This window comes from Streptomyces koelreuteriae (assembly GCF_018604545.1).
Lineage (GTDB): Bacteria > Actinomycetota > Actinomycetes > Streptomycetales > Streptomycetaceae > Streptomyces > Streptomyces koelreuteriae.
Genome location: NZ_CP075896.1, coordinates 3,493,082 through 3,506,573, shown reverse-complemented (window position 1 = coordinate 3,506,573; position 13,492 = coordinate 3,493,082). Strand labels below are relative to the sequence as shown.

The 13,492-nt window shown below is 70.9% G+C and carries 13 protein-coding genes; 10 read left to right on the top strand and 3 right to left on the bottom strand.

Annotated features, from left to right (window positions below):
• The first annotated feature begins 69 nt into the window (after window positions 1–69).
• The 5 genes from KJK29_RS15575 (at window position 70) to KJK29_RS15555 (ending at window position 3,826) form a co-directional block, all read left to right on the top strand.
• The gene (locus KJK29_RS15575; RefSeq protein WP_215119766.1) at window positions 70–885 is read left to right on the top strand and encodes a phosphatase; all 816 of its coding nucleotides are present in this window, start codon (window positions 70–72) and stop codon (window positions 883–885) included.
• A gap of 129 nt (window positions 886–1,014) precedes the next feature.
• A complete protein-coding gene (locus KJK29_RS15570) occupies window positions 1,015–1,227 on the top strand; it encodes a helix-turn-helix domain-containing protein (RefSeq protein WP_004984898.1) in 213 nt (70 codons plus the stop codon).
• A 154-nt stretch (window positions 1,228–1,381) separates the two neighbouring features.
• Entirely contained in the window at window positions 1,382–1,480 is a 99-nt protein-coding gene (locus KJK29_RS15565) for a 30S ribosomal protein bS22 (protein ID WP_003948845.1), read from the top strand.
• 214 nt (window positions 1,481–1,694) lie between these two features.
• Entirely contained in the window at window positions 1,695–2,756 is a 1,062-nt protein-coding gene (locus KJK29_RS15560) for an NAD-dependent epimerase/dehydratase family protein (RefSeq protein ID WP_215119765.1), read from the top strand.
• Between the two features lie 14 nt (window positions 2,757–2,770).
• Window positions 2,771–3,826, top strand: a complete 1,056-nt coding sequence (locus KJK29_RS15555) for a lysophospholipid acyltransferase family protein (protein ID WP_215119764.1) — start codon at window positions 2,771–2,773, stop codon at window positions 3,824–3,826.
• Between the two features lie 140 nt (window positions 3,827–3,966).
• Here the strand turns inward: KJK29_RS15555 and KJK29_RS15550 are convergent, their stop codons facing one another.
• The 3 genes from KJK29_RS15550 to KJK29_RS15540 all read right to left on the bottom strand — a co-directional run bounded on the left by KJK29_RS15550 (window position 3,967) and on the right by KJK29_RS15540 (window position 7,485).
• Window positions 3,967–5,211 carry a DUF5667 domain-containing protein gene (locus tag KJK29_RS15550; RefSeq protein ID WP_215119763.1) on the bottom strand — a complete coding sequence of 415 codons (1,245 nt, stop codon included), beginning with the start codon at window positions 5,209–5,211 and terminating at the stop codon, window positions 3,967–3,969.
• 236 nt (window positions 5,212–5,447) lie between these two features.
• On the bottom strand, window positions 5,448–6,218 hold the full coding sequence (locus KJK29_RS15545; RefSeq protein WP_215119762.1) for an ECF subfamily RNA polymerase sigma factor, BldN family: 771 nt from the start codon (window positions 6,216–6,218) through the stop codon (window positions 5,448–5,450).
• A 349-nt stretch (window positions 6,219–6,567) separates the two neighbouring features.
• Entirely contained in the window at window positions 6,568–7,485 is a 918-nt protein-coding gene (locus KJK29_RS15540) for an HAD family hydrolase (RefSeq protein ID WP_215119761.1), read from the bottom strand.
• 138 nt (window positions 7,486–7,623) lie between these two features.
• Here KJK29_RS15540 and KJK29_RS15535 point away from each other — a divergent pair, with 138 nt between their 5' ends.
• The 5 genes from KJK29_RS15535 (at window position 7,624) to KJK29_RS15515 (ending at window position 13,399) form a co-directional block, all read left to right on the top strand.
• Window positions 7,624–7,893 (top strand): glutaredoxin family protein, encoded by a 270-nt coding sequence (locus KJK29_RS15535; protein WP_215119760.1) that lies wholly within the window; start codon window positions 7,624–7,626, stop codon window positions 7,891–7,893.
• Between the two features lie 313 nt (window positions 7,894–8,206).
• Entirely contained in the window at window positions 8,207–8,971 is a 765-nt protein-coding gene (locus tag KJK29_RS15530) for a redox-sensing transcriptional repressor Rex (protein ID WP_215119759.1), read from the top strand.
• The gene (locus KJK29_RS15525) at window positions 8,968–10,719 is read left to right on the top strand and encodes a glutamyl-tRNA reductase (protein WP_215119758.1); all 1,752 of its coding nucleotides are present in this window, start codon (window positions 8,968–8,970) and stop codon (window positions 10,717–10,719) included. Before KJK29_RS15530 ends, KJK29_RS15525 begins: the two co-directional genes overlap by 4 nt.
• The gene (gene hemC / locus KJK29_RS15520; RefSeq protein WP_215119757.1) at window positions 10,716–11,696 is read left to right on the top strand and encodes a hydroxymethylbilane synthase; all 981 of its coding nucleotides are present in this window, start codon (window positions 10,716–10,718) and stop codon (window positions 11,694–11,696) included. Before KJK29_RS15525 ends, hemC begins: the two co-directional genes overlap by 4 nt.
• A complete protein-coding gene (locus tag KJK29_RS15515) occupies window positions 11,693–13,399 on the top strand; it encodes a bifunctional uroporphyrinogen-III C-methyltransferase/uroporphyrinogen-III synthase (RefSeq protein WP_215119756.1) in 1,707 nt (568 codons plus the stop codon). The genes hemC and KJK29_RS15515 overlap by 4 nt, the downstream gene beginning before the upstream one ends.
• The last annotated feature ends 93 nt before the right edge of the window (window positions 13,400–13,492 follow it).

Sequence of the window (13,492 nt, the reverse complement as noted above, 5' to 3'; positions counted from 1 at the left end):
GGTAGGCCGACCGAGCGGTGTTCGCCGGTTCCCGGGACAGGTGAGGACCCGGTCGCGGACGATCTTCTCGTGCTGACCCCCGAAGTCCTGCGTACGCACCTGGTGGGTGCGCGCCTCGCCGGTACCGTGGCCACATCGCGTGAGGAGAGCCTGCGCAGCTACCGGCTCTTCGCCGCCCGGGACCCCCGGGTGCTGCTCGGCATCGATCCCGAAGGGCCTTGGAAGCAGCGGGAATTGCTTGAGCTGATGGCGGACCGGTGCGGGGTTTCGGCCGATTCTCGACGGACTTTCGGCCAGGACGTGATCGATCCGCTGCGGACGGTGGCCGCGCTGGACGCCTTCGCGGACCGTCTCGCCGATGCCGCCCGGCGGGGTGCTCCGGTGCTTCTCGGTACCGGGCACCCGCATCGGCTGCTCGGCTTCTACGCCGCTCTGGCAGACGCGCTGTCGGCGGCTGGATGTGCGGTTCTCACCCCCGCGCAGGGTCGCTGTGTCGACATAACGACCCGGTTCGGCCTACGCACGTACAACCTCGACTACGTACGAGGAGTCGCGCTGGTGCGGGCGCCCGAGGCGGAACGCCCCGGTTGTGAGCCCGGCGCACATACGCACTCCCCGCTCCCGGTTCGTATCGCGCTGGCCGCCGCGGCGGAGGCCGGCGGGCCGCTTCCCGAGCTGGTGATCGGGGACCATGGGTGGGTCTGCGGAGCAGGTCAGCTGGGGTTCGAGGCCATCGGGCCGGCCGATACGGACGACCCCGCCCCGTTCGTCGGGCAGGCGGAGGGGCATGTGTCCGTCGTCGTTCCACTTGATGACGGCGTGCGATCTGATTACTACCTGCCGCTTACCCGCTACGTACTCAATCGGGCGTGTCTGTCACAGTAGGCCGTTGATGGGTGCACCTCTTCCCCACTCGCATCACTGGCCCCTACATTGGGGAGTGAGCACGCAGCGACGAAGAGTCACCGGAAGGGGAAGCCGGTGGCCGTCGAGTGCGGAAGGTTCAGGTGTGTCATGGCTGCAGCTGGCGAGAGGCCTCTGAACGAGGTTCAGTTCCTTACCGTGGCGGAAGTCGCCTCGGTGATGCGAGTGTCGAAGATGACCGTGTACCGGCTGGTGCACAGCGGTCATCTGCCCGCTATCCGTGTGGGGCGGTCTTTCCGCGTCCCGGAGCAAGCGGTTCACGAGTACCTCCGCGAGAGCTATGTGGGGGTGGAAACCGCCTGACGGCTGGGGCGGGGTGGTCCCTCACAGGGCACTCGGGATCACCCTGGCCCCCTCGATTACGACCTCAGCGCTCGGGCGGGTAGGCTAGCCCCTCGTAGGTCGTATGGGCCCATGGCGCCCAGCACCGAGTGATGAGAAGTGAGCGAGGGTAGTCGTGGGCTCTGTTATCAAGAAGCGGCGCAAGCGGATGGCCAAGAAGAAGCACCGCAAGCTGCTCAAGCGCACGCGCGTTCAGCGTCGCAACAAGAAGTAAGTTCGCGACGCCGACGCCGCGAGAGCGTCGTTGTGGCCCCCCACCCACGGGTGGGGGGCCACACGTGTATCGCCACGCAGGTCCGGCCGCTTCCCGTAGGTGTTCTGGTCACTTCGCGCATCGGGCGGTCATCACAGCGCAACACCGAACCGCTAAGTTGGCCCCACGGGGGAACGCGGCGGGGACAAGAGGTTGTGGAAGGAAGGCGCTGATCTTGGGCAAGGTCGTGCTCGTGACCGGAGTGGCCCGCCAGCTGGGGGGCCGGTTCGTGAGGCGGATCCAGCGTGACCCCGAGGTGGACCGGGTGATCGCGGTGGACGCGGTGCCGCCCGAGCACCATCTGGGCGGCGCGGACTTCGTCCAGGCCGACATCCGGCAGCCCACGATCGCGCGGGTGCTCGCCGAGACGGCCGCCGACACGATCGTCCACCTGGACGTGACGGGCACACCGCTGGGCAGCGGCAACCGGGCCTCCCTAAAGGAGACCAACGTCATCGGCACCATGCAGCTGCTCGGTGCCTGCCAGAAATCACCGACCGTGCAGCGGCTGGTCGTGAAGTCCAGCACCAACGTCTACGGCTCCGCGCCCCGCGACCCGGCCGTCTTCACCGAGACGACCCCGCCCAAGTCCCTGCCCAGCGGCGGCTTCGCCAAGGACACGGTGGAGGTCGAGGGCTATGTCCGCGGCTTCGCGCGCCGGCGGCCCGACGTGGCCGTGTGCGTGCCGCGGTTCGCCAACATCCTGGGCCCGACCGCGGACACCCCGCTCGCCTCGTACTTCGCGCTGCCGGTCCTGCCGACGGTGTTCGGCTACGACCCCCGGCTGCAGTTCGTGCACGAGGACGATGTGATCGAGGTGCTGCGTATCGCCTCCCACGAGCCCCGGCGGGGCACGCTCAACAGCGGCACCTTCAACATCGCCGGTGACGGCGTTCTGCTGCTCTCCCAGTGCTCCCGGCGCCTTGGCCGCCCCACCGTGCCCCTGCCGCTCCCGGCGGTCACCTGGGCGGGCTCGCTGGTGCGTACGCTGGGGATGACGGACTTCTCGCCCGAGCAGATCCGGCTGCTCACCCACGGCCGGGTCGTCGCCACGGGCCAGATGCGCGAAACGCTGGGATTCCAGCCCAAATACACGACCGCGGAAACGTTCGCGGACTTCGCCCGAAGCCAGGGCCCCGGACTTCTTCCGCCGGAGGCCCTCGCGGGGGCCGTCGACCGGATCGCCGCACTGCCCCTTGCGGGCGACGGCCACCCCCCGACGCAGAGCGCCAACTGAGGAGCGCATCAACGATGGCGGATGCCAAGGTCATTCCGTTCGACGACGACCGGTCCCGCGGAAGCGCCGTGCAGCGCCCCCAGCGGCGCCGGAGCGCGGGCAACCGCCGCTCGGGCACGGAGTCGGCGCCGGTCCGTGAGGTGCAGCCCCTGCCCACCAGGGCTGTTCCGCAGGATGATGTTCCTGTGACTTCTGAGGAGCAGCCGCCGGAGCGGTCCCAGGACGGCTCCGGCGGTCTGGAACGCCGGATCGCGGGCGGGCTCGCGTTCCTGCGCCGGCGCCTCACCGGGGATTACGAGGTCGACGACTTCGGCTACGACGAGGAGCTCACCGACCAGGTCCTGATGTCCCTGCTGCGCCCGTTGTACGACACGTACTTCCGGGTCGAGGTGAAGGGCATAGAGAACATCCCGTCCGAGGGCGGGGCGTTGATCGTCGCGAACCATTCGGGCACGCTGCCGATGGACGGCCTGATGATGCAGGTCGCCGTGCACGACAACCATCCGGCGGGACGGCATCTGCGCCTGCTCGCCGCCGACCTGGTGTTCATGCTGCCGGTGGTCAACGAACTGGCCCGCAAGCTCGGTCACACCCTGGCCTGTGCCGAGGACGCGGCGCGGCTGCTGGAGCAGGGCGAACTGGTCGGGGTGATGCCGGAGGGCTTCAAGGGCCTCGGCAAGCCCTTCGCGGACCGGTACAAGCTGCAGCGCTTCGGCCGCGGGGGTTTCGTCTCGACGGCTCTGCGCGCCGGGACGCCGATCGTGCCCTGCTCGATCGTCGGGGCCGAGGAGATCTACCCGATGATCGGCAACGCCAAGACGGTCGCGCGTCTGCTGGGCTTTCCGTACTTCCCGGTCACGCCCACGTTCCCCTGGCTCGGACCGCTGGGCGCGATTCCGCTGCCGACCAAGTGGACGATCCAGTTCGGCGAGCCGATCCCCACGGACGGCTATCCGCCGGAGGCCGCCGAGGACCCGATGCTGATGTTCAACCTGACCGATCAGGTCAGGGAGCAGATCCAGCACACGCTGTACAAGCTTCTGGTGCAGCGGCGGTCGGTCTTCTTCTGAGCCTGCCCAGGTACGGCGAGGGGGCGTCGGTCGCTCGCAGCGGACAGGAGGGGCCAAGCTCTTGGTGCAGCGGCGGTCGGTCTTCTTCTGATGCTTCGCGTACGACGCTGGGCGCCCCGTACAGGGGCGCCCAGCGTCGTCTAGCGTGCGTCCTCGCCGTCGATGCCCAGGCCGGGCAGGAGGCCGGGCAGGAGCGGTGGGAGTGTGACGTCCGGCTTGGGGACGGCCGGGGTGCCCTCGGCGGACGGTGAGGTGCTCGCCTCGCTGTCCTTCGGCGGGTCGAGCAGGCCGCCGGTGCTGCCGCCGAGCAGGCCGTCGCTTTCGCTGCCGGAGTCGGCCGAGCGGCTGGGGCTGCCGCTGCTCTTGCCGGTGCCGCTCTTGTCGGTGCGCCCTCCGCCGCTCTTGCCGGGCTGGGCCGACCGGTCGGTGGGGGAGGAGCCGGTGGAGGCCTCCTCGGAGGCGCCCCGGTGCTTGCCTCCGCCGCCGTTCTTCGCCGGGGGCTCGGGGAGCAGGGAGCGCAGCGGGGCGACGTCCTCCTCTATGGCGTCGAACACCGACGTCACCTGCTCGCTCACGTCCCCGAGCTGGACCGGGAGCTTTTGGCGCAGTTCGCCCCAGGCCTCGCGGTGGGAGCGGGAGAACGCCGACAGGGCCTGGATGGGGCCCAGGGAGTCCGGGTCGTGCGCGTAGGCCTCGCTCAGCAGCCGGTGGCCTTCCGCGGCGTCGTGCCGCATGCCGGACAGGGCGCGGCGGACCTCGCCGAGGGACTCGTGGTCCAGGGGGCCGCTGCGGCCGCGCTCCATCAGGCGCCGGGCTTCGCCGAGCCGGGTGGAGGCGTGGTCGAGGTAGACCCGGCCGCGCTCGTCGGCGCTGTCGGCGAGGCCGAGTTTCACGTCCTCGATGCCGCGCTTGAGGCCGTAGAGCGAATCGCCGGGCAGGGCGTCGGAGCTGGCGGCGGAGACTCCGCCGAAGGCGCTCGCGGCCACGCCGACACTGAGTCCGCCCGCGGTGAGGCCCTTGGCGAGCCGGGAACGCGGGCGGATTTTCTTCAGTGAGCCGGCGCGGTGAGCGCCGCGGGAGCGCTGTCCGGGGACCGCTCGGTCCGTCGCCCCGCCGCCCGCGGTGCCCTCCTGGAGCATGGCCTCGAACGCGGCCACCAGCTGGGCCCGCTGGACGACCTTGACCTCCGGGTCGAGCTCCGGCTTGGGCAGCGCGTCGAGACCGGAGGCGATCGCCGTCAGGCGTGCCGGTTCGGTCTGTTCCGCGGGTGCCGTGGCTGGTGCCGAACCTTCGGACTGCTCGGCCGCCGGGCCCTGCTCGGACTGCTCCTCCAGGGCCTGGGCGAAGGCGTTCGCCCGCCGGTGTGCCGATACGTTCGCGATCACAGGCGGCACCTCCTCTCGTCATGACGGTCGACTCCCCAGGGGGTCCTGAGGGTTGCACACCCTGATGACAACCACACGATCGAGTGATCGGGGTCGGCCAGGGGGTGACCACAGGGAGCCTGCATCCCTCACAACGAGCGGCGCGGCACTTGGGTTACGGACCCCGGCCGATCGGATGCCGAAGCCAACGGACTGTCACGGAACGTGAGTTGGTTGTCGCCGAGCGTGCGGTCCGGTCAGCGGGCGTCTTCCGGGAGGAGCCGGGCGAGGGTGCGGACGGCCCGGTACTGGAGGGTCTTGATGGCGCCCTCGTTCTTGCCCATCACACGGGCGGTCTCGGCGACGGAGAGGCCCTGGAGGAAGCGGAGCGTCACGCACTCCTGCTGCTGGGGGTTGAGCCGCCGGACGGCGTCGAGCAGGGCGGCGTTGGAGAGGGACTCCAGGACGGAGTCCTCGGGGGAGCGCTCGACCTCGTTGGCGTCGAGCATCTCGCCGGTGGTGACCTCGAGGCGGAAGCGGCTGGACTTGAAGTGGTCCGCGACGAGGTTGCGGGCGATGGTGACCAGCCAGGCGCCGAAGTCGCGGCCCTGCCAGGTGAACGTGCCGATGCGGCGCAGGGCCCGCAGAAAGGTCTCACTCGTGAGGTCCTCGGCGGTCGCCTTTCCTCCGACCCGGTAGTAGATGTACCGGTACACGGTGTCGCTGTACTGGTCGTAGAGACGGCCGAAGGCGTCGGCCTCGCCGGCCTGGGCGCGCTCCACGAGGTCCATCATGCGGGCGCTGTCGCTGTCCGCCGCGGGCCGCCGGGCGGTGGCTCCGCCGGACGGGCGCCCGCGTCTGCCGACCGCGGCGCTGCCGTCGGCCAGTGCGTAGCAAGGGCCTGCGGGTGCTGCGGCGGCGAATGCGGGGACGGTGTACGCGGTGGGGACGAGGCCACGCAGCAGGTCGAGGACCGTTGCGCGCAGCGTAGCCAGGCCCGAGGCGTCAACCCCGACGTGTGGGTACACGGGACTCCCAGAGGCAGAGCTTCCATCACGTGCAGTGCGGGACCTTTCACCCGTCGTAGCGACGGAGGGGTACCGGTTTGCGTCTGAGGAGAATAACGCTTCGTGCAGGCTCTGCTACACCGAGTTGCTCAAATCATCGATTACGTCGCTTCCGTAACCGATTGACGCCGGATCAAGTGCCGGGTTGTGAACAGTTGTTGATCGGAAGGGTTCGGATTGCGGCTGAGTCCAGGGCGTGTTGTGGCCGTGTCCAGCCAAGAGGACTGGATACGAGGTTTTGGGGGTACGCCAGTTGGATTTACGGGCGTTGTCATCCCGCAAACGATGGTGTCCCGGATTGATCGGGTCGTCAGCGACGGCGGCGGTGCAGGGCGATCGCGGCCGCCGTGCCGCCCGCCACGGCTCCCACGCCGGCCGCCGCGGGGATGCCGACCTTGGCCGCCTTGCGGCCCGTGCGGTAGTCGCGCAGACGCCAGTCCAGCTCGCGGGCGTGCCTGCGCAGCTTGGAGTCCGGGTTGATGGCGTAGGGGTGGCCGACCAGGGACAGCATCGGGATGTCGTTGTGCGAGTCGCTGTAGGCGGCGCAGCGGGTCAGGTCCAGGCCCTCCGCCGCGGCCAGGGCGCGGACCGCCTCGGCCTTCGCGGGGCCGTGCAGCGGTTCGCCGACGAGCTTGCCCGTGTAGACGCCGTCGACCGACTCGGCGACCGTGCCCAGGGCGCCGGTCAGGCCCAGACGGCGGGCGATGACCTGGGCGATCTCGACGGGGGCCGCCGTCACCAGCCAGACCTTCTGGCCCGCGTCCAGGTGGGCCTCGGCGAGGGCGCGGGTACCGGGCCAGATGCGCTCGGCCATGTACTCGTCGTAGATCTCCTCGCCGATCGACTGGAGTTCGGCGACGCGGTGGCCCTTGACGATCGACAGGGCGGAGTCGCGGGCCTCCTGCATGTGCTCGGGGTCCTCGACCCCGGCCAGCCGGAACCAGGCCTGCTGCCAGGCGAACTTCGCGAGGTCGCGGGTCTCGAAGAACTTCCGCTTGTACAGGCCCCGGCCGAAGTGGAAGAGCGCGGCGCCCTGCATGACGGTGTTGTCCAGGTCGAAGAAGGCGGCGGCCCGGTCGTCGCCGTGGACCGGGAACTGCGGTTCCTCGGTCGTGCCGGAAGCTTCCTGCGTGGATTTGCGGGCTGCCTCCGCCGAGGCCTCGCCTGCCAAAACGCTCCGCGCCGTGGCGGAGCGCCTACGGGGAGTGAGCCATCCGAGAGCGGCCATGGCGTGAGCATAGCCAGTTTGTTCGGGGGTTCCGGAGTCGAGAGGTTGGGAGCCTGTGAACTCTCGGCGAGCGTGTCGTTAAAGATGCCGCTGGAAGAGCGGGGGCCGGCGTGTCGCGGGCGCGCGACAATGGCCGACATGAGTCCCCTCTTTCGCCGTACGCCCCCTCGGGACCGGCTTGTCACCCTGATCCGGAAGCCCGGGTGTCATCTGTGTGATGACGCACAGGTCGTTGTGGAGAAGGTGTGCGGTGATCTCGGAGTGTCCTGGGAGCAGAAGGACATCACCGAGGACCCGGAACTGCACGACCAGTACTGGGAACAGATCCCGGTCGTGCTGGTGGACGGCAGGCAGCACACGTTCTGGCGGGTGAACGAGGGGCGTCTGCGCAAGGCCCTGACCGACTGAGCCCGGCCGCGAGGCGACTGACCGAGCAGTCCAAAGCGGCCGTAAGGGTCGCTTAGGATCGAGGGTGACTGGTCTCGGGGGCGGGATTCACAGAGGAGAGTGTGCGGTTTTGCCCCCTGAAGCGAAGGAGCGGCGGTGCTTGTGCGCCGGTTCCCCGGGAGTGCGCCGGGGGCGCGTGAGCCCGGTCACGTTGGGCGGGCAAAACGGACACCATCTTTGTGCACGCGTTCACAAAGACATAGCCTGCTTTCGACGGGGCGGTCATGTAGGGACGTATGGCCGCCTACAGCCCCGCTCTACCCGCAGGAGCACCGTGGCAACTGGCCGAACTCACCGACCGGCGACCCGCAGCCGAGGGATTCCCGAGGCCACCGTCGCCCGGCTTCCGCTGTATCTCCGCGCTCTGACCGCGCTGTCGGAGCGCTCGGTACCCACGGTCTCCTCCGAGGAGCTCGCGGCCGCCGCGGGGGTCAATTCCGCGAAGCTGCGCAAGGACTTCTCCTACCTCGGCTCCTACGGGACCAGGGGTGTCGGCTACGACGTCGAGTATCTCGTCTACCAGATCTCCCGTGAACTGGGCCTCACCCAGGACTGGCCGGTTGTGATCGTCGGTATCGGTAACCTCGGCGCCGCGCTCGCCAACTACGGCGGTTTCGCCTCCCGCGGTTTCCGGGTCGCCGCGCTCATCGACGCCGACCCGGCCATGGCCGGAAAGCCCGTCGCCGGGATCCCCGTGCAGCACTCCGACGACCTGGAGAAGATCATCCAGGACAACGGCGTGTCGATCGGTGTCATCGCCACCCCCGCCGGTGCCGCCCAGGCCGTCTGCGAGCGGCTCGTGGCCGCCGGTGTCACCTCCATCCTGAACTTCGCGCCGACCGTGCTGTCCGTCCCGGACGGGGTCGACGTGCGCAAGGTCGATCTCTCCATCGAGCTGCAGATCCTCGCCTTCCACGAGCAGCGCAAGGCCGGCGAGGAGGCCGCCGCCTCCGACGGGGGTGCCCCGGCCGTCGCCGCCCGTAACCAGTCCGCCGACCAGGGGCCTGACGGGGACATGCCCGCCGTGATGCCCGCATGAGCCTTCTCGTCGTCGGACTCAGCCACCGCAGCGCCCCGGTCAGCGTCCTGGAGCGGGCCTCGCTGAACGCGGACGCGCAGGTCAAGCTGCTCCAGGACACGGTCGCCGCCGAACCGGCCACCGAGGCCGCGGTGCTCGCCACCTGCAACCGCATCGAGCTCTACGCCGACGTGGACAAGTTCCACGCCGGTGTCGCCGAGCTGTCCACGCTCCTCGCCCAGCACAGCGGGGTCGGCCTGGAGGAGCTCACCCCCTATCTCTACGTGCACTACGAGGACCGGGCCGTCCACCACCTGTTCTCGGTGGCCTGCGGGCTGGACTCGATGGTCGTCGGCGAGGGACAGATCCTCGGCCAGATCAAGGACTCCCTGGCCCGGGCGCAGGACCTGCACTCCGCGGGCCGGCTGCTGAACGACCTGTTCCAGCAGGCCCTCAGGGTCGGCAAGCGGGCCCACTCCGAGACCGGCATCGACCGCGCGGGGCAGTCCCTGGTCACCTTCGGCCTGGAGCAGCTCGCGCAGGGCGGCGACATACAGGAATGGGCCCGGGGCAAGACGGCCCTGGTCATCGGGGCCGGATCGATGTCCTCCCTGGCGGCGGCGACGCTCGCGCGCGCCGGAGTCGCCGAGGTCGTCGTCGCCAACCGGACCTTCGACCGGGCCGAGCGCCTGGCCCGGATCCTCATGGAGGGCGACGACACGGACGTGGCGGCCCGCGCGGTCCCGATGGAATCGGTGCCGGCCGAGCTGACACGTGCCGACGTAGCCGTCTCCTGTACCGGCGCGACCGGCCTCGTCCTGACGGCCGAGGCGGTCGCCGCCGCGGCGGAGGGCCGTACGGCCGTGCTGTGGGAGCAGGCCGACGGCGCGGAGCCGGGCCGTACCGCGGGGCCCGACGGACAGCGGGGCAATCTGCCGGCCACCAGCCTCGGCAACGAGGACGGCTGTCCGCTCGACCTGACCTCCGTGCAGAGCACCGCCGGATTCTCCGTACTCGGCGAGGCGGCCGTGGCCGGGATGGCCGCCGCCGATCTCGAACAGCACGCGGCCTGGGTGGACAACGGCGCGGTGGGCGGCGGCGCCCAGCGCACGGCGGGCGCCCGGCCGGGGACGATCGACCCGCTCGACCCCGCCCCGGACGCCGACGCCATCGCCGCGCTCGCCGCGACCGCGGCCGCCGTCGGCCGGATCCCCGAGCGGCGCAGGCCCGAGCCCGTCGAGGAGCCGCCGCGCCCGCAGCCCGTGCTCTTCCTGCTCGACCTGGCGATGCCGCGCGACATAGACGCGGCCGTGCACCGGCTGGCCGGGGTGCGGCTGGTGGACATCGAGTCGCTGGCGGAAGCCTCCGCGGGCGCTCCGATGGCTGCCGATGTGGACCAGGTCCGGCGTATCGTCTCCGACGAGGTCGCGGCCTTCGGGGCGGCACTGCGGGCCGCGCACATCACGCCGACCGTGGTCGCCCTGCGCACCATGGCCGCCGATGTGGTGGCAGGCGAGATCGCCCGGCTGGACGGACGGCTGCCCGGCCTCGACGACAAGCACCGCGCGGAGATCACCCAGACCGTGCGGCGCGTGGTCGACAAACTGCTGCACGCGCCGACCGTACGGGTCAAGCAGCTCGCGGCCGAGCCCGGCGGCGCCGGGTACGCGGACGCGCTGCGGACCCTGTTCGACCTCGACCCCGAGACGGTGGCCGCCGTCTCCCGCGCCGAGGACAGCACTACCGAGAAGAACCGAGGGTCGGCATGAACGACACGCGGGGAGCGAACGAAACAGGGGCACTGCGGCTCGGTACCCGCCGCAGCAGGCTCGCCATGGCCCAGTCCGGGCAGGTGGCCGAGGCGGTGACCCGGGTGACCGGGCGGCCCGTGGAGCTCGTCGAGATCACCACGTACGGAGACACCTCGCGCGAGCAGCTCGCCCAGATCGGCGGCACCGGCGTCTTCGTCACCGCCCTGCGCGACGCGCTGCTCAAGGGCGAGGTCGACTTCGCGGTGCACTCGCTGAAGGACCTGCCGACCGCGCAGCCCGACGACCTGGTCGTGGCGGCCGTACCCGTGCGGGAGGACCCGCGGGACGTGATCGTCGCCCGGGACGCGCTGAAGTTCACCGACCTGCCGAGCGGGGCCCGCATCGGCACCGGTTCGCCGCGCCGCATGGCCCAGCTCAACTCGTACGCCCGCAGCCACGGACTGGACATAGCGACCGTCCCGATCCGCGGCAACGTCGACACCCGGATCGGATACGTGCGGGGCGGTGAGCTCGACGCCGTCGTGCTGGCCGCCGCCGGACTGAACCGGATCGGCCGCGGCGACGAAGTGACCGACTTCCTGTCGGTCGACACGGTTTTGCCCGCCCCCGGCCAGGGGGCACTGGCGATCGAGTGTGCCGCGGAAAACGCGGACCTCGTCGCCGCGCTCGCCGAGCTCGACGACCCGTTCACGCGGGTCGCCGTGACGGCCGAGCGGTCACTGCTCGCCGCCCTGGAGGCCGGCTGCAGCGCTCCCGTGGGCGCTTTGGCCGACTTGCTGGCCGACGGGCAGATTGTCAAGGAAATGCGCCTGCGCGCCGTCGTCGGTACGACCGACGGCACGCGCATGGTGCAGCTGTCCACCACCGGTCCCGTGCCCGAGACGTACGACGGGGCAATGGCGCTCGGTCGCGAACTCGCGGCCGAGATGCTCGCCCAGGGCGCGGCCGGTCTGATGGGGGAGCGAGCACATTGAGCCCCACCACCCTTTCCGCCGGTCCTGAACACGGGCACGTCACCTTCCTGGGTGCCGGACCCGGAGATCCGGGACTGCTAACTCTGCGCGCCGTAGAGGCGCTGGCGAGCGCGGACGTTCTCGTCGCCGAGCACGAGGTGCTCGACGTCGTACGTCAGCACGCCAGGCAGGGCGTCTCCGAAGTGCACACGGATTCGGATCCTTCCCAGGAGCCGGCTCCGGGCACAGGAACGCCCCAGCTGACGGTAGTTGACGGCACGTCAACCACCGCGGCAGTCCCCGCGGTGCGGGATGCCGCACATCTTGTCATGGAGGCCGCGCGGGGCGGCAGGCGGGTCGTGCGTGCGGTGTCCGGTGACCCGGGCCTCGACACGTACGCCGCCGAGGAGATGCTGGCGTGCGCCGCCGCCGGGGTGCCCTTCGAGGTCGTCCCCGGTATCGCGAGCGCCGTCGGTGTGCCCGCGTACGCCGGTGTGCCGCTGCGTGACGCGCAGGGCGCGGACGTGCGGTTCGTGGACGCGCGGACGGCGTCGGACCGGTGCTGGACGGAGGTCGGGGCGTCGGACGGCACGGTGGTCGTGTCCACCTCGCTGGACTCCGTCGCCGCGGCGGCCGGCGAGCTGGTCTCCGCGGGCCGCAAGCCGGACACCCCGATGACGGTCACCGTCGCCGGTACGACCACCCGGCAGCGGACCTGGACCGCCACGCTCGGCACGATCGCGCAGACGCTGAAGCAGGCGAAGGTGCTGCCCTCGCCCGACGGCGGCCGGCCGGTGATAGCCGTGGTCGGTGATCGTTCCGCCGCCGCCCAGCGCGACCAGCTCGCGTGGTTCGAGTCCAAGCCGATGTTCGGCTGGAAGGTCCTCGTGCCGCGCACCAAGGAGCAGGCGGCGTCGCTCTCCGACCAGTTGCGCTCGTACGGGGCCGTACCGCACGAGGTGCCGACCATCGCCGTGGAGCCGCCGCGCACGCCCCAGCAGATGGAGCGGGCGGTCAAGGGGCTCGTGACGGGCCGCTACGAGTGGATCGCCTTCACCTCGGTGAACGCGGTCAAGGCCGTGCGGGAGAAGTTCGAGGAGTACGGGCTCGACGCCCGGGCCTTCGCCGGGATCAAGGTCGCGGCGGTCGGTGAGCAGACCGCCAAGGCGCTGATCGCCTTCGGCGTGAAGCCGGACCTGGTGCCGAGCGGTGAGCAGAGCGCCGCCGGGCTGCTGGAGGACTGGCCGCCCTACGACCCGGTCTTCGACCCGATCGACCGGGTGTTCCTGCCGCGTGCGGATATCGCCACGGAGACGCTGGTCGCCGGGCTGATCGAGCTGGGCTGGGAGGTCGACGACGTCACGGCCTACCGGACCGTGCGGGCCTCGCCGCCGCCGGCGGAGACGCGCGAGGCGATCAAGGGCGGCGGGTTCGACGCCGTGCTGTTCACGTCGTCGTCGACCGTGCGGAACCTGGTCGGTATCGCCGGCAAGCCGCACAACGTCACCGTGATCGCGTGTATCGGCCCGGCCACGGCGAAGACCGCCGAGGAGCATGGGCTGCGGGTGGACGTGATGGCGCCCGAGCCGTCCGTGCACAAGCTGGCCGAGGCGCTGGCCGACTTCGGTGCGAAGCGGAGGGCTGCGGCTGTGGAGGCCGGGGATGCGGTGACTCGGCCCAGCGAGAGGCGGCCGGGGGCTCGGCGGAGGCGGTCGACCACCTGAGTCGGGCTGGTCCGGGTCGGCTTGGTGGTGCTCGGCGTTGGGGCCGGGCCGGGTGGGTGCGCAGCCCGGCGTAGCGGGGTGCCGCTGCGCCCA